The 26,068-nt window shown below is 64.3% G+C and carries 21 protein-coding genes and 4 pseudogenes; 11 read left to right on the forward strand and 14 right to left on the reverse strand.

What is annotated here, in order from left to right:
- The first annotated feature begins 149 nt into the window (after positions 1 to 149).
- Positions 150 to 2,801 carry a TonB-dependent receptor gene (locus KZ813_RS06925; RefSeq protein ID WP_219754221.1) on the forward strand — a complete coding sequence of 884 codons (2,652 nt, stop codon included), beginning with the start codon at positions 150 to 152 and terminating at the stop codon, positions 2,799 to 2,801.
- 10 nt (positions 2,802 to 2,811) lie between these two features.
- Positions 2,812 to 4,080 (forward strand): MFS transporter, encoded by a 1,269-nt coding sequence (locus KZ813_RS06930; protein WP_219754222.1) that lies wholly within the window; start codon positions 2,812 to 2,814, stop codon positions 4,078 to 4,080.
- 86 nt (positions 4,081 to 4,166) lie between these two features.
- On the opposite strand, the gene KZ813_RS06935 is transcribed toward KZ813_RS06930, so the two are convergent.
- The 11 genes and pseudogenes from KZ813_RS06935 to KZ813_RS20075 all read right to left on the reverse strand — a co-directional run.
- Positions 4,167 to 4,916, reverse strand: coding sequence for an HpcH/HpaI aldolase family protein (locus tag KZ813_RS06935; RefSeq protein ID WP_219754223.1), 750 nt, complete (start codon positions 4,914 to 4,916; stop codon positions 4,167 to 4,169).
- Positions 4,913 to 6,064, reverse strand: coding sequence for a cobalamin-independent methionine synthase II family protein (locus KZ813_RS06940; RefSeq protein ID WP_219754224.1), 1,152 nt, complete (start codon positions 6,062 to 6,064; stop codon positions 4,913 to 4,915). Before KZ813_RS06940 ends, KZ813_RS06935 begins: the two co-directional genes overlap by 4 nt.
- 17 nt (positions 6,065 to 6,081) lie before the next feature.
- A complete protein-coding gene (locus KZ813_RS06945; RefSeq protein WP_258046472.1) occupies positions 6,082 to 6,849 on the reverse strand; it encodes an SDR family NAD(P)-dependent oxidoreductase in 768 nt (255 codons plus the stop codon).
- Positions 6,846 to 8,174, reverse strand: a complete 1,329-nt coding sequence (hisD, locus tag KZ813_RS06950) for a histidinol dehydrogenase (protein WP_219754225.1) — start codon at positions 8,172 to 8,174, stop codon at positions 6,846 to 6,848. Before hisD ends, KZ813_RS06945 begins: the two co-directional genes overlap by 4 nt.
- A 420-nt stretch (positions 8,175 to 8,594) precedes the next feature.
- On the reverse strand, positions 8,595 to 9,311 hold the full coding sequence (locus KZ813_RS06955; RefSeq protein WP_219754226.1) for an IS6 family transposase: 717 nt from the start codon (positions 9,309 to 9,311) through the stop codon (positions 8,595 to 8,597).
- 58 nt (positions 9,312 to 9,369) lie between these two features.
- On the reverse strand, positions 9,370 to 10,299 hold the full coding sequence (locus KZ813_RS06960; protein WP_219754227.1) for a hypothetical protein: 930 nt from the start codon (positions 10,297 to 10,299) through the stop codon (positions 9,370 to 9,372).
- 162 nt (positions 10,300 to 10,461) lie between these two features.
- Positions 10,462 to 13,248 (reverse strand): patatin-like phospholipase family protein, encoded by a 2,787-nt coding sequence (locus KZ813_RS06965; RefSeq protein ID WP_219754228.1) that lies wholly within the window; start codon positions 13,246 to 13,248, stop codon positions 10,462 to 10,464.
- A 215-nt stretch (positions 13,249 to 13,463) separates the two neighbouring features.
- Positions 13,464 to 14,111, reverse strand: coding sequence for a hypothetical protein (locus KZ813_RS06970; RefSeq protein ID WP_219754229.1), 648 nt, complete (start codon positions 14,109 to 14,111; stop codon positions 13,464 to 13,466).
- Positions 14,112 to 14,502: 391 nt separating this feature from the next.
- The gene (locus KZ813_RS20350; RefSeq protein WP_219754230.1) at positions 14,503 to 15,969 is read right to left on the reverse strand and encodes a Dyp-type peroxidase; all 1,467 of its coding nucleotides are present in this window, start codon (positions 15,967 to 15,969) and stop codon (positions 14,503 to 14,505) included.
- A 300-nt stretch (positions 15,970 to 16,269) separates the two neighbouring features.
- Positions 16,270 to 16,731 carry a hypothetical protein gene (locus KZ813_RS06980; RefSeq protein WP_219754231.1) on the reverse strand — a complete coding sequence of 154 codons (462 nt, stop codon included), beginning with the start codon at positions 16,729 to 16,731 and terminating at the stop codon, positions 16,270 to 16,272.
- A 343-nt stretch (positions 16,732 to 17,074) separates the two neighbouring features.
- Positions 17,075 to 17,487, reverse strand: a pseudogene (locus tag KZ813_RS20075) (transposase family protein); the annotation flags it as partial.
- 3 nt (positions 17,488 to 17,490) lie between these two features.
- Here KZ813_RS20075 and KZ813_RS06990 point away from each other — a divergent pair.
- The 4 genes and pseudogenes from KZ813_RS06990 to KZ813_RS07005 all read left to right on the forward strand — a co-directional run.
- Positions 17,491 to 17,682 (forward strand): annotated as a pseudogene (locus tag KZ813_RS06990) (integrase core domain-containing protein); the annotation flags it as partial.
- A 278-nt stretch (positions 17,683 to 17,960) separates the two neighbouring features.
- The gene (locus KZ813_RS06995) at positions 17,961 to 18,995 is read left to right on the forward strand and encodes a hypothetical protein (protein WP_219754233.1); all 1,035 of its coding nucleotides are present in this window, start codon (positions 17,961 to 17,963) and stop codon (positions 18,993 to 18,995) included.
- Positions 18,995 to 19,405, forward strand: a complete 411-nt coding sequence (locus KZ813_RS07000) for a hypothetical protein (RefSeq protein ID WP_219754234.1) — start codon at positions 18,995 to 18,997, stop codon at positions 19,403 to 19,405. Before KZ813_RS06995 ends, KZ813_RS07000 begins: the two co-directional genes overlap by 1 nt.
- Positions 19,398 to 19,859 carry a hypothetical protein gene (locus KZ813_RS07005; RefSeq protein ID WP_219754235.1) on the forward strand — a complete coding sequence of 154 codons (462 nt, stop codon included), beginning with the start codon at positions 19,398 to 19,400 and terminating at the stop codon, positions 19,857 to 19,859. The genes KZ813_RS07000 and KZ813_RS07005 overlap by 8 nt, the downstream gene beginning before the upstream one ends.
- 425 nt (positions 19,860 to 20,284) lie before the next feature.
- Here KZ813_RS07005 and KZ813_RS07010 read toward each other — a convergent pair.
- A pseudogene (locus tag KZ813_RS07010) lies at positions 20,285 to 20,518 on the reverse strand (IS6 family transposase); the annotation flags it as partial.
- Positions 20,519 to 20,638: 120 nt separating this feature from the next.
- On the reverse strand, positions 20,639 to 20,791 hold the full coding sequence (locus KZ813_RS07015; protein ID WP_219754236.1) for a hypothetical protein: 153 nt from the start codon (positions 20,789 to 20,791) through the stop codon (positions 20,639 to 20,641).
- Positions 20,792 to 21,606: 815 nt separating this feature from the next.
- Here KZ813_RS07015 and KZ813_RS07020 point away from each other — a divergent pair.
- The 3 genes from KZ813_RS07020 (at position 21,607) to KZ813_RS07030 (ending at position 24,447) form a co-directional block, all read left to right on the forward strand.
- Positions 21,607 to 21,924 (forward strand): hypothetical protein, encoded by a 318-nt coding sequence (locus KZ813_RS07020; RefSeq protein ID WP_219754237.1) that lies wholly within the window; start codon positions 21,607 to 21,609, stop codon positions 21,922 to 21,924.
- 118 nt (positions 21,925 to 22,042) lie between these two features.
- Positions 22,043 to 22,963, forward strand: a complete 921-nt coding sequence (locus tag KZ813_RS07025; protein ID WP_219754238.1) for a manganese catalase family protein — start codon at positions 22,043 to 22,045, stop codon at positions 22,961 to 22,963.
- A 506-nt stretch (positions 22,964 to 23,469) separates the two neighbouring features.
- Complete coding sequence (locus KZ813_RS07030; RefSeq protein ID WP_258046474.1) at positions 23,470 to 24,447, forward strand: thiamine pyrophosphate-dependent enzyme; 978 nt, start codon at positions 23,470 to 23,472, stop codon at positions 24,445 to 24,447.
- A gap of 159 nt (positions 24,448 to 24,606) precedes the next feature.
- Here KZ813_RS07030 and KZ813_RS07035 read toward each other — a convergent pair whose 3' ends face one another.
- A complete protein-coding gene (locus tag KZ813_RS07035) occupies positions 24,607 to 25,353 on the reverse strand; it encodes an SDR family NAD(P)-dependent oxidoreductase (protein ID WP_258046475.1) in 747 nt (248 codons plus the stop codon).
- 66 nt (positions 25,354 to 25,419) lie between these two features.
- Here KZ813_RS07035 and KZ813_RS07040 point away from each other — a divergent pair, with 66 nt between their 5' ends.
- Positions 25,420 to 25,806 (forward strand): winged helix-turn-helix transcriptional regulator, encoded by a 387-nt coding sequence (locus tag KZ813_RS07040; protein WP_219754239.1) that lies wholly within the window; start codon positions 25,420 to 25,422, stop codon positions 25,804 to 25,806.
- A gap of 131 nt (positions 25,807 to 25,937) precedes the next feature.
- Positions 25,938 to 26,068: pseudogene (locus tag KZ813_RS07045) on the forward strand (IS110 family transposase); the annotation flags it as partial.

Consider the following 26,068-nt stretch of genomic DNA (forward strand, 5'->3'; position numbering starts at 1 on the left):
CATCAGGCGGACAGCGTCGCCAGCCGCCCGCCTTTGTACTTCGAATGCAAAAACTCATGGACAGGTATGTGCGGCGTCGATAGCCTCCTCGCAATAAACGAACATGAGGGGGAAGCATGTCGGTTTTTAAGCTCATTTTCGGTACCTCTGTGCTGGCGCTCGTCGCCGGTACTCAGCCGGCGTTCGCGCAGGTCGATCAGGCGAGCGCGCCTGGCGCGGTGGACACCGCCTCGCAACCGCAGAGCAACGCCGCGGTCGCCGACACGTCCGCGGGGGAGCAGGGCGGCGGCATTGGCGACATCGTCGTGACCGCGCAACGTCGCGAGGAGAACCTGCAGACGGTGCCGCTGGCGATCACCGCGATCTCGGGTGACACCCTGAAGAACCGCGGCGTCGTGGACATGTCGCGGCTCAACGAGTTCGTGCCGGGCTTCAGCTTCGGCCAGACCGGTTCCGACGTCCGCCCCGCGATGCGCGGCGTCCGTACTGCCAACAACGGCGTCACCGGCGACCCGACCATCGGCTACTTCATCGACGGCATCTACCAGTCTCGTACAAGCCAGGCGTCGCTCGGATTCGCCGACGTGGCCACGCTGGAGGTGCAGCGGGGACCGCAGGGAACCCTCTATGGCCGCAACACCTTCGGCGGCAACATCGTCGTGACCACCAACGCGCCGACGCACGAGCTCGACTATGGGTCGACGCTGACGGTCGGCAACTACGACAAGGTGCGCTTCGAGGGCTACGTCAACGTACCACTGTCGGAGAACGTGGCGGTGCGCCTCGTCGGCGTCACCGACTATGCCGACGGATGGGTCAAGAACAGCTACGACCCGCAGGCGGATCTCTTCGACGAGAACAAGCAGTATGTCCGAGGTTCGGTTAAATGGGACGTCGGCGATTTCAGCGCCACCTTCCGTGCCGACTACGCCAAGCAGGGTGGAAACGGCGCCTCGGCGTTTGGCTACAAGCAGATCGGGTCGTACATCGATCCGGCCACGTGTCAGATCCTCTTCAACTCGCCCAGCATCGTCTATCTGAACGAGCGCGCCGGCAACCGCGACGGAGTGCCCGACTGCAGGACCACCGCGGCCGGTCCGCTCGGTCCGGTCGGCACCGGCGTCGACCTCGGCATCCCGATCGACAATCCCGGGGACGAGTTCACCGTCTCGAACGACTACAAGCCGTTCCGAAACCTCTACCAGGCATCGACCTCGCTGACCGCGTCCTACGACTTCGGTCCGATGTCGCTGAAGTCGATCACCGGATATGTGCATTACCGCGGCAAGCGCACCACCGACTCCGACTTCTCGTCGTCGTCGATCGCGATCGATCTGGCGCGCACGCAAACTGACACCTTCAGTCAGGAGGTGCAGCTGCTGTCTTCTAAGTCGCAGCGGTTCGAGTATGTGCTCGGCGGCTACTTCCTCAACGACACGCTGGTGAACGGCTTCATCAATCAGCAGCTGCCGCGCGTGATCCGCTCCAGCGCGCTGGGGGCGCCCATCACCGGATCGCAGAACAACGGCACGTACCAGTACGAGCGCGTGAAGGTGTACTCGAGAGCCGCCTACGGCCAGGCCACGTTCCATGTCACCGACGCGTGGTCGGTCACCGGCGGTGTGCGCTACACGCACGAGAAGAAGGAGTATCTCAACGCCACTGCGTTCTGGTACCTGCCCGCCACGCTGCCGAACGGCGTCAATCCACTGACGCAGGTGACGATCAACGACCCGACGCCGCCGCTCAGCATCTTCCCGGCGGAACCGTCGAACTGCGACGACGACGGCGTCACCGCGGCGACGATCCTCAACGCGACCGGTCAGCAGGTGGCGTCCACCTACTGCCCTCTAGAGTTCAGCCAAGTCACGTGGAAGGCGGGCACGGAGTTGCAGGTGACCGACAGCAACCTGCTCTACGCCAGCGCCTCGACCGGTTTCCGCTCGGGTGGCTTCAACGCCGGTCTCGCCGCCGCGCAGAGCGCGCCGACGTTCGGCCCCGAGAAGGTCACCGCGTTCGAGCTCGGCGCAAAGAACCGCTTCTTCGGCAACACGGTCCAGCTCAACCTGTCGGCATTCTACAACAAGTACCGAGATCTGCAGGAGAGTCGCCAAATCATCGTCGGGGGCACGACGCTGCAGACGACCTTCAACGCCGCGCGCGCGCGCTCCTACGGCATCGAGGCGGAGGCGATCTGGGAGCCGACGCCGGAGCTCACGATCGGAGCGAACCTGTCGCTGCTCAACGCCAAGTATTCGAAGTTCGAGAACGTCCCGCTACCGTTCGGCGGATCAATCCTCGTCAACGATCCGGCGGCGACGGCACCGACCGTCGTCAACGGAGTGACGATCGCGGGCATCGGACAGCGTCGCGTCATCGCTCCAGGCTACGATTGCCAGCCGCTGACCGGAACCGGCGGCGCCGGGCAGCCGGCCCTGTCGTTCGTCTGCGATCTCTCCGGCAACAACATCCCGCATTCGCCGAAATACTCGGGCTCGGCCTACGCCTCCTACCGGATCGATCTGGGCGGGGACTCGGCCCTGACGCCGTTCGTCGCCGCGTCCTTTGCCGGGCACCATGACGAGCAGTCCTTCAACGACCGCCTCGCGCGGGAGGAGCCGTGGTTGAAGCTGGACGCCACGCTGACCTACGAGGTCAACAAGCAGCTGTCGCTGATCGCCTTCGTCGACAACATCACGAACGAAAGCATACAGACGCTCGTCTCGTACGGCGGCACGCCGCTGCAGGCGAGCTACGAACCGCCGCGCATGTACGGCCTGCGGCTCCGCTTCCAGCGCTGAGGAGTCGAGGGTGACCAGCGCGATCGGAACGGCAACAACTCTCGCTCCCGCCAAGGGCGGCGTGGACGGCGGCGCCACCGTCGTGCCGATGTCGGAAGCGCCGGAACCGGCGTTTGAACACGGGCTTGCTCGCCGCCTGGCGGCGTTTGCCTTCGTGCTGGTCGCCGAGTTCTTCTACGGCTGGGCCTGGAACACGGTCGACGTGCTGCGGCCCTTCATCCGCGACAGCCTCGGCCTGTCGCTCACCCAGGCGGGATCGGCCTACTCGGCGCAGGGAGCGGGGGCACTGATCGGCGCGATCACCTTCGGTCAACTCGCCGACCGGCTCGGCCGACGCAACATGCTGGTCGCGATCATGGTCGGCTACGGCGTCATGCTGATCGCCGGCGCCGCCGTGGACAGCTACGTACAGCTGCTGGCGCAGCGTTTCGTGCTCGGGCTCTTTCTCGGCGGCAGCTTTCCGGTGATCGTGGGTATCTACGTCGCCCTGTTCGCGCCGCGGGTGCGCGGTCGGCTGGCGAGTGCCGTCAATCTGACCTTCAGCAGCGCCATCGTCGTGCTCGGCCTCGCGCTCGGCCACTTAGGCGATCGCGACTGGCGCGTGCTGTTGTGGCTCGGCGGCATCCCGCCCGTCGCGCTCGCCGCTTTGGCCTGGGTGATCGTGCCGGCGAGCGAAGCGAGCGCTCGGGTGTCGCGCTTCCCGATCGGCGAGCTGTTCGCGCCGAGCGTGCGGCGACAGACCCTGCTTTTGGCGACGCTAACCGGGCTCAACTTCTTCGCCTACCAGGCCTTCAGCGGGTGGCTGACGATCTACCTCAAGGAGGTGCGGCAGCTGCCCCCGGAGATCGTCGGGAACCTGGTCGCGGCGCAGTTCGCGGGCAACATGATCGGCGGCTTCGTCTGGGGCTGGGCCTGCGATCGGCTAGGACGCAGGTTCGGCGCGCTCGGCTTCGCGCTGACCGCCGCGACGGTCGCGATCTACATCGCGAGCCCCTCCATCGTCCCACTGCTGCTGGCGGTCGGCTTCCTCTACGGCTTCGGCGTCTCGTGCAGCATCGTCTGGGGGCCCTGGCTGGCCGAATTGTACCCGCCGCATCTCAAATCCACCGCCGCCTCGATCTTCAACTGGGGCCGGCTGATCAGCTTCTTCTCGCCGCTCGCCACCGGCGCACTGGCGAGCGCGGTCGGCCTCCAGGCGGCGATGCTCGCGTCGTGCGTCATCTTCGTGGTCGCGGCGCTGATCTGGCGGAGCTTGCCGGAGACGCTGGCGCGCGGGTGACCGCCAGCACCGCCGTTCGATGGCACCACGGCGCCGCCCCTCTCGCCCGGCAAGCTGATCTCCGTTGTCGAGAGGGCCAACGCCCCTTACGCGGCTCCGGCCTGTGCCAGCGCCTTCGCACCCGCAAGCATGAAGCCGTGGTCGGAGCCGAGCAGGAAGAGCGTGGCCCCCTTGTCGGCCCACAGCGGGATGTCGTCCGCGCGCGACAGGAACATGCCGATCGGACGGCGGTGTGCTCGCCCTGCGGCGCAGATGCGCTCGACCGCGGCGACGACGCGCGGATCGTCCTGGTCGGTTGTGCCGTAGGCGACCGTCAGGTCGGCTCGACCGACAAAGAGCGCGTCTACGCCGTCCACCTTCGCTATGTCGTCGATCGCGTCGACGGCTTCTGGATCCTCGATCTGCGCGACGACCACCGTCCGTCGGGCGGAGGCGGCGAGATGATCCGCCATCGATCTCGTCGTATAACCCGCTGCCCGGGAGGATCCGGCGTAACCCCGTCCGCCCGCGCCGTAGTGCGCCATGCGAACCAGGGCTCGCGCCTCGTCGGCGGAGCGGACATGCGGGCCGACCACGCCGGTGGCGCCACAATCCAATGCGGCGAGCACGTGTTCTGGCGTGGTGCTCGCCACGCGTACCAGAACGTCCTTGCCGCCGGCGCGTGCCGCCAGCACGCAGCCGTCGATCGCGGCGCGGTCGAAGGGCGCGTGCTCGGCGTCCAGGCACAGGCAATCGAGCGACGACAGCGCCAGCACCTCCACGACGATCGGGGACGGAGTCTTCACGAAGGTTCCGACGACGCGCTCCCCCGCGGCGAGGCGCTGTTTCAGCGTCATGCCGCGCGCTTCCACAGGCGCTCGCTGGCGCGCGCGGCGCCTTCGGCGAGCGTCCCCAGCTTGGCGTAGACGATGTCCGCATCCACGGCGCCGAAACCGGCGAAGGTCGAGAAACCGCAGTCGGTGCCCGCGATCACGCGTTCGCGGCCGACCAGGCCGGCAAACTGCTCGATCCGCTGCGCGACCAGCTCGGGATGCTCGACGAAGTTGGTGGTCGAGTCGATCACCCCGGGGATCAGCACGCGATCCTCGGGAACCAGCCCGGCGAGGTCGCGGAAAGCCTGCCAGTCGTGCTGATGGCGCGGGTTCGCCGTCTCGAACAGCAGACCCTGCGGCTTCGCCTTCATCAGCACCGGGAGGATCGTGCGCATCTCCACGTCGCGCGTGTGCGGCCCCTCGTAATTGCCCCAACAGACATGCATGCGGACCTTCGCCGCCGGCACATTGCGGAGCGCATGGTTGAGCACCTCGACGTGCCGTTCGATCAGGGTGAGATAGTCCGCTTCGCTGCGGTCCTTGTACATCATGTGGCGGCCGAGCCCGAGATCCGGGCTGTCGAGCTGCAGCGTCAGACCGGCGGCGACGATCGCCTCATATTCCGGGCGCATGGCCTCGGCGAGCGCCTCGAGATAGTCGTCCTGCGAGGCATAGAACTCGTTGGGCTGGACCAGCGCGATCACGCCCGGCGACGCGGCGTTCATGAAGGCGCCGACGGGGCGGTGCGTCGCCACGGCACGGCTGAGGTTCTCGACGTCGGCGTGGAGCGGGGCCAGCGTGCGAGGCGCCACCGCGGCGACGCAGCAGGGGCGACGGTAGGTCGGCGTGCCGCCGCCCGCCGCCTGGCGCTGCAGGAAGGCAGGGAAATCCTCCAGATCCGCCGGCGGTGTACGCGGCGAGTCGCCGTCGAAGCCGGTGATCCGGTCCTTGATGTAGGTGGCGTAGCTGATCTTCGACATCTCGCCATCGGAGACGAGGTCGATGCCGCTCTCGACCTGTCGGGCGACGCAGGCGTCCACCGCCGCGCCGAGCACGTCGTCGAGCAGGGCGGCGTCGACCGGCTCTCCGCGCTCCTGCGCGAAGATCAGGTCGGTCACGACGCGGCTTCGCGGCAGCGAGCCGACATGGGTGGTTAGTATGCGGTCGACCATGGTGATCCTTTCAGACGTCAGTCCGCGGTCCAGCCGCCGTCGACGACGAGGCTCGTGCCCGTCACCATCGAGGCGGCAGGCGAAGCAAGGTAGACGACGGCGCCCATCAGGTCCTCCACCTTCCCGAGCCGTCCGAGCTTGATTCGCTTGAGAACGTCGTCGCGGAACGCGGCGTCGTCGAGGAAGGGACGGGTCATCGGCGTCTCGATGAAGGTCGGCGCGATCGTGTTCGATCGGATCCGGTACGGCGCCAGATCGAGCGCCATCGCCTTCGACATGCCTTCCAGCGCCCACTTCGACGCGCAGTAGAGCGTCCGCCGGGACCCGCCGACATGCCCCATCTGAGATCCCATATGGATGATCGAGCCGCCGTGCGCGGCGCCGATCATACCGTCGGCCACGGACTGGGCCACGAAGAAGGCTGCCTTGAGGTTGAGGTCGAGCACGGCGTCGTAATCGTCCTCGGAGACCGCCACGAACGGCTTCGGCCTGTTGGTGCCGGCGTTGTTGACGAGGATCTCGAACGCCCCCTGCGCCGCGATGGTGGCGCGCGTCGTGGCCGTGTCGAGCACGTCCAGTACCAGCGCGCGCGCCATGCCCCCCGCGGCGGTGATCGCCCCGGCTGCTTCCTCGATCTCCGTCAAGGTGCGCGCCGCCAGGGTGACGTGTGCGCCCGCCTCCGCCAGCGCGGCGGCCGCGGCCAGCCCGATGCCGCGCCCTGCCCCGGTCACCAGCGCACGCAAGCCGTCCAGCCGGAAGCCTGGCGAACGTGGCAGATCGATCATTCGGCGGCGACCAGCGGCTCCGCTGCGCCGGCATAGGGCACGTTTCGCCCCCCGTACCGACGCACGCGGACGTTGGCCTGCTCGCCGTGCCCGGCGAAGCCCTCCAGTGCACAGAGGCGGCTGCAATACTCACCGATCTCCGCCGAGGCTGCATCGCTTGTCACCCGCTGATAGGTGCAGGTCTTGAGGAACTTGCCCACCCAGAGACCGCCCGTATAGCGTGCCGCCTTCCGCGTCGGCAGCGTGTGATTGGTGCCGATCACCTTGTCTCCGAACGCCACGTTCGTCCGCGGACCCAGGAACAGAGCGCCGTAGTTGGTCATGTTCTCGAGGAAGTAGTCGGGGTCGCGAGTCATCACCTGGACGTGCTCCGAGGCGATGTCGTCGGCGATGCGCACCATCTCCGCCTCGTCCTCGGCCACGATCACCTCGCCGTAGCTCTCCCACGCCCGCCGGGCGTAATCGGCGGTCGGCAGGATCTCGAGCAGTCGCTCGATCTCCGCCATCGTCTCGCGCGCCAGCTTCTCGGACGTGGTGAGCAGGATGGCCGGGCTGTCCGGGCCGTGCTCCGCCTGCCCCAGCAGATCGGTGGCACACAGTTCGGCGTCCGCGCCCTGCTCATCCGCGATCACCAGAGTCTCAGTCGGCCCCGCGAACAGGTCGATGCCGACGCGGCCGAACAACTGTCGCTTGGCCTCGGCGACGAAAGCGTTCCCGGGACCAACGAGGATGTCGACGGGGGCAATCGACGGCGTGCCGATGCCCATCGCCGCGACGGCCTGGATGCCGCCCAGGCAGTAGATCTCGTCGGCTCCCGCCATCGCCTGCGCGGCGACGATCGCGGGAGCGGGCCTGCCCTGGAACGGCGGCGCGCAGGTGACGACCCGCGGGACTCCCGCGACCTTCGCGGTAATGACGCTCATGTGCGCCGAGGCGAGCAGCGGGTACTTGCCGCCGGGCACGTAGCAGCCGGCTGCGTTGACCGGCACGTTGCGGTGACCGAGCACGACGCCGGGTAGCGTCTCCACCTCAACATCGGACATCGACTCGCGCTGGATCCGTGCGAAATTGCGAACCTGCGTCTGCGCGAACTCGATGTCCTTGATGTCTTGCGCGGACATCTGATCGATGCAGTCCTGAATCTCGCGGTCGGACAGGCGGTAGTCGTCGCGGTCCCACTTGTCGAAGCGGATCGACAGTTCGCGGACGGCCATGTCGCCGCGCTCGGCGATGTCGGCCAGAATCGCCTCGACCGTGTCCCGCACCTGCCGATCGTTGCTGGCGGTCGCCTCCGCATTGCGCCCGCGCTTTAGCCACTCCGCCATTCCACCCGCTCCCGTGCATTCGGATGCATCGTCGTAATCCGCTTTGGTGGTGGTTACAAGCGAGATGCCTGCCGAAGGAAAGCGACTCATTCGGCGCTTGGCGCCTGCTCCATTGCTGATCAGTGGGTGTGCCCTGCGGCGAGTTTCAACTGGGCGAATGCCAAATTCGTAAAAAGGCAGGTGAGGACCGGGCCCCCAACACGTTGACGCCGGCTCTCCCCTCCGGCCGGCCGTTCATGTCGATGCGTCACTCCATGCCCGTTGGCGATACGACGCCGTGATGGGTGCGGATTGCGCAAGCGTAAAGTGACCTTCGCCGCGCTTTCCGCTTTCTCTCGAACCCTACAGGTCCTCAGGGTGCTGTCAGTCTAATGCGAACTCGCCTCTACACGATGCACCTCGCCCTCGGCTCGCGTCGGATCAGCTGACGAGCGCCTGCCACTCTGCAAGCGCCGCGGAGCGGCGCTGCTTGTAGGTCTGGCGATCGACGAGGTGGCGTTCGTGGTTGAAGTGATTGTGGACGTTGGCATGGACCGAGGCGAACTTCTGTAAGGTGCGCATCTGCCGGAACCGCAGCATCGCCCGCTCTCGTCGCCTGAACGGCAGGTGCGAGTTCTCCACCCGGTTGTTGGCCCAGCGACCCACCTCCTGCTTCTCGCGGCTGCCAAGCTCGTTCAGTGCAGCACCGTAGGAGCGCAGACCATCGGTGGTGATCGCCTCGGGCGAGCCGTGGCGCTTGAGCGCCTTCTTCATGAAGGCGAGCGCTGCCTTCTTGTCGCGTGTCTTGGTGACGTAGCTCTCGAGGATCTCGCCCTCGTGATCCACCGCTCGCCACAGGTAGACCATCTCGCCGTTGAGCTTCACGTACATCTCGTCCAGGTGCCAGCGCCAATGGCGAAAGCCGCGCATGCGGCTCACCCGCTGACGCCGCACCTCGCCCCCGAACAGCGGACCAAACCTGTTCCACCACAGTCTCACCGTCTCATGGCAGATGTCGATCCCGCGCTCGAACAGCAGGTCCTCCACGTTCCGCAGCGACAGAGGGAAGCGCACGTACATCAGCACCACCAGCCGGATCACCTCAAGCGACGAGTTGAAGTAGCGGAACGGACTGGCTGGCTTGCGCGGGCGGGGCATGGCCCCTCCCCTACCTCGGCGAACGCCGCAGGTGCATTAGCTTTGACAGAGCCCTCCCTCAGGTCGTCAGGACGACGGGGAAGAAGCGCTCCTCTCCTTGCCAGTCTGATCCGGGGTGCTCGCCGCTTTTGTCGTATACGTCCACCTTGACCAGCACGAACCGGACGTCCTCGTCCATGAAGGTGGTCAGTGGGAATACCTGCCGGATGCCAGGCTCGACGCTGAAGTCCCATTTGCTTGTCTCGTTGATGCGGGGTCCGTTCAGCGCGAGCCTGGAAATTCCATCCTTGCAGTCGTAGAGTTGAAGCGCTTGCTCCCCGGTCATCGTGTAGATGCGGTAGCGGACGTCCTCGAGCTTCCGAATGGTGGCACCCCGGTTCTCGGCAATGAGCCGGAGGTCCACGATGATCTTGCCGCGCTGAGGTCCATAGAAGCGGCATTCCAGGTCGAGCTGCGTCCAAGGCACGAGCGCTCGCCTGAGCTCATCCTCCGCGGCCTTCTCGAGCTTGCCGCGCACGCGGTCGGCCGCCAGCCTCTCCTCGCGTTGGGCGTCAAGCCGCGCGTCCCGCTCCTCGCGGACCAAATTGCGGAGATCCTGCCTCTCCTCGCGTCGCTTCTCCGCGCCCGCGGAGAGCTCGGAGCGATACTCCTCCAGCTGTCGGTTCAGGCCTATGCGGTACTCCTCGAGCTGTCGCGACAACGCGTTGCGGTCTCGCTCGATGTATCGGGAGAGCACGAAGCTGGCGAACGCGACAATCAGCGCGAGAACGCCCTTGTCGAGGACAATTTTGAAGACGTCGAACGCACCGTCCCCGACCTTAGCGGGCGCTCGTGTGGAGGCATGCGCCCAGAACTGCACGCCCAGCGAAGCGATCAATAGAGTGAGGAAAACGATCGCCATCACCGTTGCGGCGATCGCCCACTGCCGATCGGTCGGCTTCCACCCGGTTGCCTCGGAGGTCCGCTCCTCCGTCTGCTGGTCCTGCATCGCGCGTCTCCGCTTACGAGAGGAAGTATTTAGACAGCCGTTGCGAAGCCCGCGCCTACCACCCGTCAGTGGGATCGAGAAACCCGTCTCAACTGCCTTCGTCAGCTCTCCGGTCTGGCCCGTCCCTTGCTGGGTGCGACGCGGGCTGATTGCGCCACCTTATCACGGGAGCGGTTCCAGGTCGAACGGGCGCCACGAGGGCCGGCGTCGGAGCCACCGGAACCAGCCCGGGGCGGCGTCGGGAGGCGACACCGCGAACACAGCGTCGCCGAGCAGCTGGCCGAGGCGGTAGTAGCTCTCCCACTGCGCTTCGTCAAAAAACTGGTCGGTTGTGGGCTGCTGCGGGAACTCGATGTTGGCGCTCTTGTAGCGGAGCACGTCCGGCGTCTCGGCGCCTGCGATCCGTGGCTTCACGAGGAGCAGCGTTGTCGGCGGGGTGCCCGCCTTCACGTCGCCGAGGCCGAGGTAGCGGATGCGGGCGAGCGCCGCATAGGGGCCCGAGCGGTGCTCCGCATGCGCCTCGCCGCCGAGCTGGTCGAGCGTCCCGAACGTTCTGCGCATCGCGGAGCCAGAGCCGAGCAGCCGATCGAGCTCGTCCGCGTCGACGAACTCGGTTTCCGCCTCGAAGTCGATCCTGATCTTCCGGATCAGGTTGACGAGGTCGGCAAATGCGTAGCTCGGGTCGGCGCCGTTGTCGCAGAGGACCACGAACCGGAGCCGGCGCCGCACCAGCTCGTATGCGGCCGTGTTCTCGTAGTGCCCGCCATCGGTGAGATACCAGCGGTTCGAGTGAGTCCCCTCGTAGGCACCCCGGATTTCGCGCAGCAAGTACGACTGAACGAGATCATCCGCGCCGGCCGGAGCGGGTGTGAACTTCGCGACGGCGGACTGGTGCTGGCCGACGGCACGCCGCTCGCTGATTCTCCCGGGAAAGGGCGAGTCCCACCAGTATCCAAGTCTGAGATTGGACAGGCCCGCGAGCAGCGAGAAGCCTATGCTGCTGAGCTGCCCCATCCCGGTCGAGAAGGCCGCCCCAGATATACCCATCCAGGTGGACACCGGGAGCTGCTCGCCTTGAAAGAGCGAGAACGCGACCGCCCTGTCGGAGGGGCTGCGCGTAGTGAAGACGTAACCGGCCGGCGAGATGCTCAGGGATTTGCCCTTGCGATCCCTCTGCACGACGCGTGATGAGCGGCTGGTGGTCTCGTTGATTGTGACATTGATTAGGTGGAGCGGCGCCAGCACGGACGCGTGGTGGTATGCGGCGAGCTCAATCTCGTCGTTCGCCAGCTCCAGGTCCGGGGCCGTGCCGCCCGCTATGCGCTCGACGTTGGACGCTCCCAGATAAGCCTTTCTCAGACGACCCGCGTAAAAGAATGCGAGCGACGACTGGTTGAGAAATCCGTGGAAGCGTCCGAGAGTAAGTGCGACCAGGAGAGCGAGCCCGGCGAGGATCGCCGGGTTCAGCCATCCCATTCCTTCCGGCGTGCCCCAGGTGGTCGCCGCGCCGTTGGTCGCAACGGGGGCGCCATGCCAGACGAGCGCGTAAGACAGCGCCGACCACGCGCTTAGCAGCGCACCCAGCAGGAAAACGCCGATCGCCAGCGACAGGGCCTGAGCGAACCGTCTGACCAGGGCTGCGATCAAAGGCCAGTCGGGCAGTGAGCCCTTGTCCATGCGCTTAAGCAACCAGCGCACGGCGGGAATGAGGGCGACCGACGCGGAACCGAACACCGCCGCGCTGAGGCGGTCGCTACCGGTCGGAAGGTCTCCGAGCAGGAGGTGGTAGATGATCCGTCCCATGTCGTCGGCGAGGGCGAGCGCAGCCAGCAGGAGCACCGCCTGCGTGCCCTTCAGCAGCCAGCGCGACAGCTTAGTGCGAATCCTGTTCTCCTGCGCGAGAATCGCCGCGGCGTCGTCCGACCGCGGGCGGTCCTGCACGTCGACGTCCTCCTCCCGGCTGTTCCGCCAGAGAGCGGCCGCATAGGCGAGCGGTGCGCCCGCCCCGGAGGCGCCTAGGAGCCCGAACGCGAGCGCGGTAAGGTCGGCGCGGCCGGCGAAGCGGACGCCCAGCGCGCCCACCACTGCCAGCAGAATGGCTATGCCCGTCGTGCCACTGAGTAGGCGCAGGAGACGACGGCGCGGAACCCGCGAGCCATTGCGGGTGAGCCAGTATCCCCATGCTACCGGGCCGGTCCAGAGCGGCACGAGGACCAACGCCGCGAACCACAGCCAGCTCGCGCCCAGCAGCGGGCCCGTGGTGCGTGCGGCCGCTTGCGGGCGTGGGGCGTAGGCAGCGGCCTTGCGGCAGCGCAGTCTGAGATCCCCTTCCACGTTGCGCATCTCGACGGAGCAGCTCTCCGCGGCGATGACCTTCGGTGAAGCGGCCGACCTCGTGGTCAGGACCGCCTCGTGAAGGTTCCGGACGGACGGCCAGGGCAGCGCGGCCCGGGGAAGCTGCACTAGGAGGAAGAGGCCCAGCAGCGCGACGCCGGTCACGAGTGCCACGGCGGCCCAGTTCCTGACGGCGATCAAGGCGGCGTAGAGGTTGTCGCTCGGGCCGTTCGGACTGAGGAAGCTGCCACCTTGCCTGAGCTGCTCGACGGCCGAACGCCCGATGTTGCTGCCAAGGGGATCGGCCCCGAGGCTGGTGGCGCGCGCCATGCACCACTCTTCGACCTTCTCGCTCTCGAGCGCGGCGTTTGCGCCGCGCATCGGCGTGGGCACGAAGAGGCTGCGATAGAAGGCGCCGGCGTAGCCACCGCCCGACACGGTGGAGAGATAGTCCACCCGGTGCAGTACGCCCGCTCGGCTCATGGCCCGCAGCACGCCGAGGCTGAACGTAGCGCTTCGGATGCCGCCGCCCGACAGGGCTACTCCGACTTCGTACCCAGGCCGCTTGGAGTCGAACCACTCCTGTAACGTCAGCCACGCCCATCGCAGATCCACGAGCTCCCGCTCGTGAGCGCGCACCTCCTCCCACGTCCGATCGGGGAGATCCGATCTGGAGACAGATCGGCTGGAGCGCGGACTAAGAAGGCCCCTCCATATCGGAGATTTCGGCTGCGTCACCTCTGAGGTCGTGCCGGATTTACCACTTGAGGCTTTGGTCCGGTAGCCCGTCGCGGTGACGGATGCCGACGGGGGCGCCGTCACCCCCTCGCTCATTTGACCACCTCCTCTGTGTGGGTGGTGGCCCGCTCACTCGTCGTCTCTTGGAGGTTGAGCAGCTGCCGGACCAAGGGTAAGACCTGTGTGCTGCGCCCACCAGTGTCTTTGAGTCTGCCTTCGGAACTGCCTGGAACGTAGTGGGGCCGCTCGTCGAAGCTGGTGTGAACGAATGTGTTGGCCGGCCGCTCGCTCATGACCGCCAGGATCGGGATGTCCGAGCCGCCCGGCCGGAAAAGCATGTACCTCGGACTGGTGCCCCGGAAGTACCCGCTCAGCAAGTAGATTAACCCGCTGACCGACCGAAGCGTCACCGGAACGTCCACGGTAAGCGTCGTACCTCCCGTCCTGGGGGTACCGGTCGCTACCGTGCTGTCGTCGCCGTCGGTCGTCAGATAGAGGATCTGCAGAGCTGGCAGAACGGCGACGAGCGCGGCCTTTCTACGCGCGCTCCGCCTCTTGCCCGTGGTACCGCCCTCAGCTGCCAGCCTTCTCTCCTCGGCAGCCTCTGCATCGCACCGCCCCGCCTCACCCTGCTCGAGATCGTTAGAAACGCGTGGCACAGCGAGCGCGTCGGCCGTTCGCCTGCGCCACCTTATCCAGCGCTCCTCGCCGGGTTGGGGTGGGTCGTAGGCATCGACCATCAGCTTGTCGCCGTCGCTAGCGATTAGATCCTGGCCTCTCGGCTGCTCGAGGGCGAGACGATTGGGCCAACATGCGCAATTCGGGGCAACGAGCGCCATAGTAAAGTGGCGCCCGGCGGCACCGGCAGGCAAGATTTCGCAAAGAATAGCCTTGGACATGGAGCGATCATCTGCGCCTTGTAGACAACTTGGAATGCGAAGCGTCACCCGCGATCAATATGGTGACTTGAGCCTGCATCGTCCGCCCCACCATCCGCCCTATTGGCGGCATAACCAGGAACTAAAGAGGTCGCGTGCGAAGCCACATATACTTGCTTCGACGCTGCGGCAAGTAGACTTTGCGCAATCCGTCGTTGAAGTCCAGCGAAGGCCGCAGCTGGCGGTGCAGGCCTCACGGTCCGCGCTGCAAGAAGCTTATCGACGGCGCGAAGAAGTAGTCGCCCCCTTTAAGCGACACGCATGGCGCGAAGTCGTACTCGGCGTCCCGCTTGGTGCTCGCATCGTGCCACATCATGTGCGCGGAAGTGCGATTGCGCGTCTGCGCGATGGGCGGATCGACTCCGGTGTTCTCGTGCTGGAACTCGGGGTTGTTCGCCCACGCGGACTGCGTGAACTCGAACTGCTCGCTGATGTCCGCCATGTAGGCCATGAACAATAGGCCTACGTCGCGCTCCGGCCTGTCGTCCTCAGGAAAATCCGCCCCGTTCGGTCGTTTGGCGCGGTGCCCGTAGGTGATGCCACGCCGCGCCATGAGGCGGCTGCGCTCTGCTTCGCCATCGTGTGATCGAGGGTTCGTCTTTCGGACGTGCGCTTTGAAAGGGCAGCGCGCGGCTGCCGGGTTCGGATCGCCGTCGTAGTTGAAGTCGTTGATCGGATCGCCGCCTGCCGGCTCCGCCAACAGGCCGACCGGCGTGCCGTCCTCGAAGCGGCCGATCACCATCGCCCCCGCCCGTTCGGGGTCCATGCCCGGGAACTTGCCGGCGAGTTCAAGCTCCTGCGCCTTGAAGCGCTTCACGTTCTGCTCGAGCTTTCGGTAGACGAAGTAGCTGCCGCTCGCGACCTCGGTGCAGTGCGAAGGATCCGCCTGGATGAACTGCGAGGGCGCGAAGCGCGGCGACCATCTCGCGTGCGGCTCGGCGTCGAGATCCTCTTCGAGGAACAGCGGCTGGCTCCTGCCGTCGACGTAGCCGAAGTGCTCGATCCCTTCACCCTTGGGATTGCCGCCGCTAGACTGACGACGGCGCTGCGCCAGTCCCTTGTCGATGCCCAAAACTCGACAGCCGGATCCGTTCAGTACGCGCTGCACGGCGAAGATGCTGGCGTCCACCATCTCGGCACTGTCGTCCGCCACGAGCAGCATGGCGTCCGGTTCCGGGTTGGCCTGGCTCCACGGGCCTCCGTGATCCCATTGCGAGGGATCGGCATCGCCGAGCGGCGGAAAGTCGACCGGTATGCCCTTGAACCGAAGAGATGGCAGCTTGCCTCTAGCGCGCATGCCGGCGCGAAAGGCGGCGTCCCCCGGCACCTTGCCGTCGTCGACACCGAGCTTCGCATAGGCACCTCGGGCCAGGAAGACGCAAACGATTCGGCCGCCGCTTACGCCGGTGAGCTTGAACGCCTCCGCGGCGCGGAGCTGGTCGAGCGCCGACGTGGTAAGGAACGAAAGCCTGCGGAGCAGCTCCGCGATCTGGTCGCGCGACATGCCGCCGAAGCCGAGGAAGATGTTCGCGGTGTGATCGCGGCCATGACCCTTAAGTATGTTGGCCTGCAGATCGGAAAGGAAGGCGAGGAGGGACGCGTTCTGGTCCCAGTCCCGCCAGCGCACTGGCTTTGACAGAATGTCGTCTAGCTTGAACACTGCACATCTCCCCCAAACGTCCGTGGACATCAGCGCGAACAGTGCGACCCATTCCGCTGAGCATCATCCTGCGCGAAAGGTGCCATACTGGAGATTCAATATATATTACCAAATTTAGAGCGTCATATTCTATTATTAGAGACACTCATCCTTGACCCGCCTGTAGCTCTTTCCTGATCCGGCTGATTTGCCGCAATGGTTTTCTATTTCGGAGCCGCAGCGTGGCTAGCGGTACTGCTTTAAGCGTATTAAGAGCTGCTTCTTTGACACCATGCCGAAGCTGCCTTCACCCGCGAGCGCTTAACAGTTCACGGGCGCCGACTCACCTGGCGCCGGGTCCGGCCCGAGGGAACAGTAGAGGTAAGTACCGGCCGCGGCTATGCCGATGACGATCAGTCCGCCGATGACAACGCCTGCAAACTCCTTCGGCGGCTCAACCTGAGAAGGTAAAGGCGCGCCTAGGATGATTTCGCGCGCCGGCGGCGCGGCCGCTAAGTCCGTAGTGAGCTTAACGAGCGCAGCCCGGCCCTCAGGGTTAGCAATCACTGAAGGCACAGCGTGCGCCAAGTGCTCCCCCAAGTGAGCAAATGCCTCTCCGCTGCGGGGCTTTGGCCCGCTAGTGATTGCCTCGCGCAGCAGCGCCTGAAGCACACTTACCTCCTTGGGGTTGCGTTCGTACAAGCTAGAAAGGGTGCTCAGCACACCAGTAAGAAGCATTGGGTTAGCTAAAAATTCTTCATTGTTGACCGCTTGAGTCGCCATGTCCGCATTCCTCGACTCACATTGATATCTAAAAAATAAACTACACATTTTTGTGCGCACAAAAAGTGAGAAAACTTACGACATGCGCACACCGGAGCTTCGCTCAGACATTAGGCGCAAATGGCGATGCAAATTTGTACAATAGCTGAAAGACGCGGATCCGCGTCAACGCGTAGCTTGCGTTCGAACCTTTGATAGAAGCGCGAACATCTACGGGCCGCCAAAGGCCTCTCGGGCAGCCTTGATGACGGCTTTCGTTACGCGCGCTCACCCGGAATAGAGAGAGGCAGCAGCGTTGATCCACGTAAGCGACGAGTTTTTGCGGACTGGATGCTTTGGATTAGAGTGCGTCCCCGAGCCATTCGGCGTCGAAGCTGCATCCGCCCAGCAGCCACTGCGCTTTTGGCCAACCATCCAGCAGCGCTGCCGCGCCGGGTGTAGTCGCTGATCGAGCCAGTGGCCATGAAGAAGCTCAAGGGCAGTCGGGCGCATCGGCAGCGGCATGGAGCTTGGTGTTTATGCCGCCTTTGGTGCGCTCGATCAGGCGGCCTAACGCTCCTTTTTCAACCTCCAGGCTCAATGCCGGGGTCTGCGCCTTGAGGTAGGCCGCGTCCATCACGATTGTCTTCGGCTTGGCGCCGACCGCAGCCAGACTTTCCAGGATCTGCGTAAACACGCCCAACTTGCCACAACGCTTCCAGCGATTGTAGAGCGTCTTACGAGACCGGAAGCGCTAGGTGCATCGAGCCAGCGCAGCGCTTGCGCGACGAGTGCCTGAACGAGTACCTGTTCCCCTCGGTGGCTGCGGCGAGACGGATCATTGCGGCATGGCGGATGGACTACAACACCGTGCGTCCGCACAGCAGCATCGGCGGCGTGGCGCCCGCCGAATTTACCAATTGCCCCCGCCAGGGGCGTAGGGACAACGAAGCTAACTTATCAGCAGCCTGAAACCGGGTGCGGGTCATGACGACTCAAAGGTGGTAAGCGTTCTGCACGAACCAGCCGGTAGAAACGCCCGTCTGCACTGGGTAGCGCTCTGCGTAGAAATTGGCAACTTCACAGTATCTGGATGAGAAATTGCAAGGTTTTACCGTCGCGCTGCTGCTTCTGCTCTGCTATGTGAGGGCAGACTCGGACGATACAAAACACGGAGAGAAAGGGTCGAGTCCAAAGTCGCCAAAATAAGCGAAGCCTTTCGGGGCGATGCTGATTGAGGGGGGCTAGCTATGGCATCTGTCGGCTCGTGGCTCATGAGTTCTGCGTTTCTGCTGAGCCTATCCGGTTGCGCGATCAACGCCATGCGGCTGGAAGGCGCCAATCAGGTGTCGTTGGCGTCAAATTCGGTGGTGACCCAATCCAACGCAGCCCTGACGAACATGGCACAGCGTCGCGAGCAGGCCTCGCGAACCGTGCGCGCGAGCGACCCCAGCTGCCCCGCCACCGACGAGATCTACGTGTTCATACCGACTCGACCGCCGCGACCAGGAGAGGGCACGCCTCCCCTATGTGCTTCCGGCAAGGACGAGAAGGTTGACGGTTATCGTACGGTCCTGATCTATTTCAGCAACACAAGCGCAGAGCGCCTCAAGCCCACTATTCTCATGCTGGCCGCGATCGCTGAATACGGCGAGGGCTACAAGAAGATCCTGGACGAGCCGAAGGTCGATGTCGGCGCCATTCTCGCGTCCGCGGCGCAGAAGGCGGCGGATGCGAAGGCGCTGACGGATACGATCGTGCCGGGCGTGCTTCTCACGCCGCCGAGCCTCGAGAGCAAGCAGGCCAAAAGCGCGGTGGCACTGCTCAATTTCCTAGTCGGCCTGGCGCAGGAGGCGCGAAATGCCAAGAAGGTGGCTGATCATCACGAAAAGCGAGCCACTGAAATCAACGGGATTCTTGACGACCTGAAGACGCAGCTGGCCGACTGGACCACTGCCACGACGAGCGGCTACTCGCAGATGGAGACGGAGGCGCTTCGAAGCGCCTACGCCAACGAACGAGCCAAGCTGTCCTTCGAAGGACGACGAGCCTTTCTCGAGACGATCCACAGATCCAAGCTGGAGCAGGACGGCGTCGATCGAACGGCAGGGCTGCTTTCGGAGGCGATCGATGAGCTGAAAGGAGCCAACGACAACCTGGGCCTACTTTTGGATGGAACGCTGTCTCCGGAACAGCGCGCTCAAGAGGCAAAGCTCAACGAGGAGCGCATCTTCAAGGCTCTCAAGCTCACGGCGGAAGCAGCCACGTCATGGGGGGTGATCTGATGGCCACGATCTCTGAAACGGTAAAATCCGCCGCCGCGTTCCGCGATCAACTCAACGCGCTGGCAGACGAAGGAAGCTATTCGGAGCAGGAGCGTCATGGCTTCTTCCTCTTGCACCTCTTCTACTCGGACCGATTGGCCGGCTTCCAGAACGCGCCCAGTTTCGGCAGCCTTTCGCCCGCCTACGACAATCCGAAGCAATGGGCGGACGAGGGCAGCAGAGTGGTCGCCGGTGCGGCTCCCGGCGACGCACCGTCGCAGCAGCCGATCTACGACGCGGCGAACAACGGGGGCGACGCCTTGGACGCCGTCACCGCCAAGGCCGCCCCGAAGGGCTTCCTCAATGCCGTAGCGCAGTCGGCGTCAAGCGTGCGGGGCTCCTTGCTCGTGAAGGGAACCGTCCATGCCTAACATCCAGCGCATCTACTCGCCGCCCATCGCTGGATCACCACCCCTGCCGGCAGGCGCTACCTCGATAGCTAAGAGACCTGATGCGGCGGATGCGCCCTATCTGGCCAAGCTGATGACGATGTTTCCGGCCGAAGCGGTGACCTTCTACACGCTGGGATCGAAGGCGCCGGTCAACCCGCTGCTCATCGCGATGGTCGTGCTGCTCGCGCTGATCGCCGTACGTTGGGCGGCATACCGATCGGCCATCACGCACAAGTCCAATGGCTTGGCGGTTACGGTCAGCGCCGTCTCCTTCGTCCTTTGGGTGTTCGCCTCTGCGGACATAAAGCTGGTGCAGACGCTTTCCGCGCACGCCACAGCGCAAGATGTCACCGCCACCCAGAGCGCCGCTGCTTTCCTTATCGCTGTTTGGAGCTGGGTGGTACCAAGTTTCGTAAAACTAGACGCCGGCTGACAAAGTGCTGACGCCGAGGTTGGCGATGGTCAGTCGCAAACACCATCACGCGCTTCTTTCGGGCGGGCCCAATCCGCCCCCAGCCGGCTTGAACATGCGCAGGACCACGAGCGCGGACACGTAAACGGCACCAGTCCGCAAGACAACTTTAAATCGACTGCCCGGCGGTTTGACGTCACCAGCGTAGGTGCGTTTTCTCCCGGCTGCCGATGACGCTGGATGGTGTTGTCAAAGCAACCGCACCTAGCGCGACATCGCCGAGTTTCTACCCCGTTCGCTTGCTCGATAGCAGGCGAACGAAGGCAATTTCGAAACCTGATCGAGAGAGTTCGCGACATTGACAGCCTTAGGATAGTAGCTGAAGCAACCTAGGATGCACAAGCCTTCAGGCGCTCGCGGAGCCGGTGCGTTTGGTTTGACAGAACCCGCATGCGGCTTACCCGCTGGCGCCGCATCTCGCCCGCGAACAGCGGACCGAACCTGTTCCACCACAGTCTCATTGTCTCGTGGCAGATGTCGACCCCGCGCTCAAACAGCAGGTCTTCGACGTTCCGCAGCGACAGTGGAAAACGCACGTACATCAGCACCACCAGCCGGATCACCTCCGGCGAGGAGTTGAAGTAGCGGAACGGGCTGGCGGGTCTTCGCGGGCGGGGCATGCCCCTCCCCTACCCCGGCGAGCGCCGCAGGTGCATTAGCTTTGACAGAGCCACCTGTTCGTCTCCGACGATGCCCCTTCACGTCCTCTGCCGCAACGGCGCGCGCGAAGCCGGCATGGCTCAGCGATCGTTGATCTCGTCCGTCTCAGCGCTGTCCGCCGGCTGCTTCCTCCCGACTTCTCTCTGGGTCTCGCCATCCCGTCGCACCGAGTGGTGGCCCGCCCGCGCCTTCATCGTTCCGATCGCCTCGTTCAGGCGGCCGACGATCCTCATGAAGGCGCTCCTCATGACGATCCCTCGGCGTCAGGTGACGATGGATCGATTTTCTGATCCTTCGTGCTACCGTAATTCTCGTTGCCGCTGGTGCTGTCCGCACGTTTGGCGGGCCGATCGGCCCTCGCCCGCTCGTCATCGCTACGATGATCGTCCGTCATAAGGTTGCCCTTTTCCAATGAGGTAAGCAGAAGCAGGGACGCGCCCATGTCGTCGCGGCGAGCCGAGCTGGATCATGCGCGCGAGCTACTCGGAGAACATAGCTCCTTCGCGAATGAATCATATACTTCAAAGCGAAAGCGCAGCACGGGATTTAGCGCGAGCGCTCATCCTACGAGCCCCTCGTCGCTGCCGAGCTATCTGGTCTCGGCGACAGCGCATCTGGATTGAAAGGACGCTGCAGCGTTCGCGAAGCGATCTCGTCGCCGAGAGTCACGATCGCGGCGTATCTCTGCGCCATCTCGAGATGTATCGCCCGTATGGCGGGATCGAGCGCCTGGTCAGCGAGGCGGCGGGAAGACGCTTCCCTCACGCGATAATAGTCCGGATTATTAGCATAGGTCATCGCAGCGCTTTCCCCACTCGGCCAAACAGAACGCGTGCACGGACCAAAACCTACTCGCTCTCCTATATCTTAGATTCAAATGTATCAAGATTTGGTCGTTTCGACGGACGCTGACGTCACATAATTTATTCGCTGACGAGCGATATACACCATGGGCGGAAGCGGCACACGGTACCTAATTTAGATGACGCAGATCAGGATGTCGGTCGTAATCGCGATGGCCGCGTTAAGCACCCATCGGAGAGATGCTATGATGATCGACGGCACGAGTGGGACGGACCAGTCGAGCGATGAGTCCGCGGCGCGCCCCTTCAACCCGGACGGCGGCGAGGACGAGGGCAGCGCCTCGCAGGATGGTGACGACAGCCACCTGCGCGACGATCAGAAACCGCTCGATCATACCGGTGACGCGGGTGCCGGTGTCGACGATGACGATCCGAGGAAGACGGAGAAGTTGACCAAGGCGGGACGCGACATTGACCCGGACGCCGGCAGCGACGCAACATACGGTGTCCGGCGTGGTTTGCAGGTTTTGATGAGAGATGCTGCGCTCACGCCACCCCCATAAGCATGCGGAGCGATGAAGCCGAGTGGAAACAGATAATCCGTTTCCAGTGAACTTAATTTCATGGTCTTGGTGCTTTTCCGCACCGGCGGACCGTTAAGAGACGCAGAGGAGAACATTTATGTTCATGCGAGTCGACAAGCTACAAGCCGAGCTACCCGCCCCCGATCGTCAGGACCCTAATGCCGCCGCCGCCCTACGCGAGCTTCTCGGCGGCAAATACGGGGAGATGTCGACGCTGAACAATTACATGTTCCAGAGCTTCAACTTTCGGTCCAAGTCGAAGCTGCGCCCGTTCTACAGCCTGGTCGCGGCGATCACCGCCGAGGAACTCGGCCACGTCGAGCTCGTCTCCGCCGGCGTCAACATGCTGGCGAACGGTCCCGACGGCGACGACACGGGCGATGGCGGCGACATTTCGATGACGCCGTTCGAGGCGATGGCGGAGATCCGTGACGCGGCCAGCTTCCTGTCGAACGGCGGTGGCGCTACGCCGACCAACTCCAATGGCTTGTCGTGGAACAACGACTTCGTCACCACGACCGGCAACGTCGTCACCGATCTGCTCCACAACTTCCATCTCGAGTGTGGTGCGCGACTCCACAAGCTTCGCGTCTACGAGACCGTGTCGGATCCGACCGGGCGCGAGGTGTGCGGCTACCTGCTGGTGCGCGGGTCGGTCCACGCCCACGCCTACGCGCTCGCCTTGGAGAAGATCACCGAGGTCGACATCAAGAAGATGCTACCCACCCCCAACATCGATCTCAGCCGCATCCCGGAGTGCCAGAAGTATCTGGACGAGGGTTCGCATCGCCGCCTCTACACCTGGAGCCCTAGCGACTACAAAGAGATCTCTGGCATCTGGTCGAACGATGAGGTGGCCTTGCCCGGCGACCCGCCAGGCGCGCTCGAAGTGGTGGACGGCATCCCCGAGGGCGGCAAGATCGCGCAGCTCGCCGGGGTCCCATGTGCCTTCACGCCAGACTACGCGCCCGAGGAGATGTTCGAGATTGCCAACAAGCTGTATAAGAAGTCGCGCTGATCCATCAGGTCGACGATTGCCCAGGTGACCGGTGAGGAGCCCATGGCTCGCAATGGCGGGATGCCGGTTGCCTGGACCACCCGTGAAAGGAAGAAGGATGGACGACCGTAAGCCTATGCCGGCAGGCGGCGGAGACCGCCTGAAGGGCGCCCCCGACGGTCTCAACATCGACAATCCCAGCGGCCGGAGCGAGCAGGGCGAGAGCGGCGGCGGCAGTTACCCCAACGGCCGTGACGACCGCGACGGCAAAGGGGCCCGGAACCATGGCGGTGGTGTTGTCAAAGCAACTGCACCTAACGCGAGATCGGCGAGTTTCTACCCCGTTCGCTTGCTCGATAGCAGGCGAACGAAGGCAATCTCGAAACCAGCTCGAGAGAGTTCGCGGCACTGACAGCCTTCGGATAGTAGCTGAAGCACCCTGCGATGCACAAGCCTTCGCCCGCTCGCGGAGCCGGTGCGTTTGGTTTGACAGAGCCCTCGAATGGGACAACCCATTCGATGTTTGAATGACAGGGTTCCTCGGTTTCGAGTCCGGCTATCATGCAATCAAAGATTGCGACACGCTGCTGATGCTTGGGACCGACTTCCCTTATCGGAACTTCTATCCCTCCGGCGCCCAAGTGGCGCAAGTCGATCGCGATCCGGGCGCGCTCGGGCGACGCATCCCACTCACGCTCGGCGTTCTGGGCGATGTGCGCGAGACTATCGGCGCGTTGCTACCACAGCTCTCAGGCGGACGATCGTCCAAGTTCCTGAACTCGGCGCGCAAACATTATGCCAGCACACGATCCAAGCTCGACGAGCTCGCCACGCCGCGCCCCCCGAACACGCCACTCCACCCGCAATTCCTGGCCAAGGTGCTGAACGAGGTCGCCGACGACGACGCGATCCTCACCGCCGATGTCGGCACGCCGGTGATCTGGGCGGCGCGCTACTTCATCACCAACGGCCAACGCCGCATCCTCGGCTCGTTCAATCATGGTTCGATGGCGAATGCGATGCCGCAGGCGCTGGGCGCGCAGGCGGCGTGCCCCGGCCGGCAGGTGGTGTCGCTGTCAGGCGACGGCGGTTTCGCCATGCTGATGGGTGACATGCTGTCGGCGGTGCAGCTCGATCTGCCGATCAAGATCGTCGTGCTCAACAACGGCACGCTCGGCTATGTCGCGATGGAGATGAAGGCGGGCGGCTACGTCGACAGCGCTGTCGATCTGAAAAATCCCAATTTCGCCGAGATGGCGAGTACCGCCGGCCTGCGCGGCATCCGCGTCGAGAGCTCGGACGCGCTAGAAGGCGCGTTGCGCGACGCGTTCGCGCATCCGGGCCCGGCGCTGGTCGACGTCGTCACCGCGACGCAAGAACTGTCGATCCCGCCAGCGATCGGGCTTGAACAAGCCAAGGGCTTCAGCTTGTACATGATGGAGGCGATCATCTCGGGTCGCGGTGACGAGGTGCTCGAACTCGCGAAGACCAACATTCTGCGATAGCGATGTGTCGAGGCGAGATCCTTATCCCGCCTCGTCCCTGTGGCCGCATGCCTTACCGCTAGACCCATTTTCCTCCCTCTGCCCTCTCGTGTCGACGACCCAGTTGTGGTCGTTCGATAGCCGCCGCCGCTCCCCAACCTCGGCCGTTCCTCCATCCCGCTACACCTGCCGCATGCCGCCATCGACGCAAAGCTCGGCCCCTGTCACAAAACTGGCCGCATCGCTGAGGAGAAACACCGCGGCGGCCGCGACCTCGTCGGCACGCGCCATCCGACCGAGCGGAATGGGCGCGATCAGCACCTGCCGCATTTCGTCGGACACCGCGGCCATCATGTCCGTGTCCGTCGGCCCCGGCGCGACGACGTTAACTCGGATACGGCGAGGCGCGAGTTCGGCGGCCCAGCTGCGCGCATAGGAGCGCAATGCCGCCTTGGTCGCCGCGTAGGTGCTGAATGGCGTTACCCCCATGGCATCGGCGATTGAGCCAACCAGCACTACCGATGCCCCGTCACTCAGCACGGGCAGTGCCGCCTGGATGCCGAACAGCGCACCGCGTACGTTCACGGCGAAGTGTCGGTCGAAATGCTCCGCCGTTTCCTCAGGTAGCGTCGCGGGCTCCGACAGTCCGGCGTTGAGCACGAGCATGTCGATGCAGCCGTGCAGCTGCTGAGCCTCTCGCATAACCCGCTCCAGATCGACCTGAGACGCCGCATCGGCAACGATACCCTGCACCGACGGACCGATACCGTCAGCCGCAGCGGCGACCTCGTGCTGCCGGCGTCCAGTCAGGATCACGGCAGCCCCTTCCTCCGCGAGCGCGCGAGCGGTTGCAAGGCCGATCCCCTTCGCTCCGCCGATCACCAGTGCGAGCTTACCCGTCATCATCGCTATCGTCCGTTCTTCCATTTGAGACGGCTAGCCAGATATACCAGGCATATCTGCTATCAAGAACGCACCTGGAGTAGCGTAGATATGGCCGGCGATACTGACCTCGAGGCGCTGTCGTGCAAGGCGATGATGGACGTGCCCCGCATCCGTCCCGTGCTCGACAAGATCGCGGACAAGTGGACGATCATGATCCTTACCGTGCTGTGTCCGCAACCGGCCCGCTTCAACGAGATCAAGCGTCGCCTAGATGGCATCACCCATAAGTCGCTTGCCGACGCGTTGAAGCGCCTGGAACGCAACGGACTGATTACACGCACCGTGCTTCCAACCAGCCCGATCGGCGTCGAATATACGATTACACCACTGGGCCACTCGCTACGTGAACCGTTCGACGCGCTCTGCTCGTGGGCGCTAGCTCACGAGCAAGCGTTAGCCGACGCGGCTGTCGCCTACGACCAATCGCGCGAGTGACCCTTGTGCTTGACCCAGAAACGGTCACTCAAGAGCTACTCGTCGCTCCCCAACTTCGTTGGGGTGGACGCCCCCTGACGGCATCGATGTGCCAGAGTGGAGGTGTTGAAACACCACTGTAGGAGGCGTCCGTGGGTGAGGTTAGCACAGTCGGCATCGATCTGGCCAAGTCGGTTTTTCAGGCTCACGGTGAGGATGCGAGCGGCGGGGTCGTGTTCCGCAAGAAGCTTCGGCGTGATCAGGTTCTGCCGTTCTTTTCGAC

It is taken from the genome of Sphingomonas folli (assembly GCF_019429525.1).
Lineage (GTDB): Bacteria > Pseudomonadota > Alphaproteobacteria > Sphingomonadales > Sphingomonadaceae > Sphingomonas > Sphingomonas folii.

Excerpts from the sequence above, each read along its gene's own strand:
- KZ813_RS06940 (WP_219754224.1), bottom strand. The coding sequence starts at position 6,064 with ATGGTCGACCGCATACTAACCACCCATGTCGGCTCGCTGCCGCGAAGC.
- hisD (WP_219754225.1), bottom strand. The coding sequence starts at position 8,174 with ATGGCGGAGTGGCTAAAGCGCGGGCGCAATGCGGAGGCGACCGCCAGC.
- KZ813_RS06935 (WP_219754223.1), bottom strand. The coding sequence starts at position 4,916 with ATGACGCTGAAACAGCGCCTCGCCGCGGGGGAGCGCGTCGTCGGAACC.
- KZ813_RS07030 (WP_258046474.1), top strand. The coding sequence starts at position 23,470 with ATGACAGGGTTCCTCGGTTTCGAGTCCGGCTATCATGCAATCAAAGAT.
- KZ813_RS06960 (WP_219754227.1), bottom strand. The coding sequence starts at position 10,299 with ATGCAGGACCAGCAGACGGAGGAGCGGACCTCCGAGGCAACCGGGTGG.
- KZ813_RS06995 (WP_219754233.1), top strand. The coding sequence starts at position 17,961 with ATGGCATCTGTCGGCTCGTGGCTCATGAGTTCTGCGTTTCTGCTGAGC.
- KZ813_RS07035 (WP_258046475.1), bottom strand. The coding sequence starts at position 25,353 with ATGGAAGAACGGACGATAGCGATGATGACGGGTAAGCTCGCACTGGTG.
- KZ813_RS07005 (WP_219754235.1), top strand. The coding sequence starts at position 19,398 with ATGCCTAACATCCAGCGCATCTACTCGCCGCCCATCGCTGGATCACCA.
- KZ813_RS07020 (WP_219754237.1), top strand. The coding sequence starts at position 21,607 with ATGATGATCGACGGCACGAGTGGGACGGACCAGTCGAGCGATGAGTCC.
- KZ813_RS07025 (WP_219754238.1), top strand. The coding sequence starts at position 22,043 with ATGTTCATGCGAGTCGACAAGCTACAAGCCGAGCTACCCGCCCCCGAT.
- KZ813_RS06970 (WP_219754229.1), bottom strand. The coding sequence starts at position 14,111 with ATGGTCGATGCCTACGACCCACCCCAACCCGGCGAGGAGCGCTGGATA.
- KZ813_RS07000 (WP_219754234.1), top strand. The coding sequence starts at position 18,995 with ATGGCCACGATCTCTGAAACGGTAAAATCCGCCGCCGCGTTCCGCGAT.
- KZ813_RS06955 (WP_219754226.1), bottom strand. The coding sequence starts at position 9,311 with ATGCCCCGCCCGCGCAAGCCAGCCAGTCCGTTCCGCTACTTCAACTCG.
- KZ813_RS07015 (WP_219754236.1), bottom strand. The coding sequence starts at position 20,791 with ATGAGGATCGTCGGCCGCCTGAACGAGGCGATCGGAACGATGAAGGCG.
- KZ813_RS06980 (WP_219754231.1), bottom strand. The coding sequence starts at position 16,731 with ATGGCGACTCAAGCGGTCAACAATGAAGAATTTTTAGCTAACCCAATG.
- KZ813_RS06945 (WP_258046472.1), bottom strand. The coding sequence starts at position 6,849 with ATGATCGATCTGCCACGTTCGCCAGGCTTCCGGCTGGACGGCTTGCGT.
- KZ813_RS07040 (WP_219754239.1), top strand. The coding sequence starts at position 25,420 with ATGGCCGGCGATACTGACCTCGAGGCGCTGTCGTGCAAGGCGATGATG.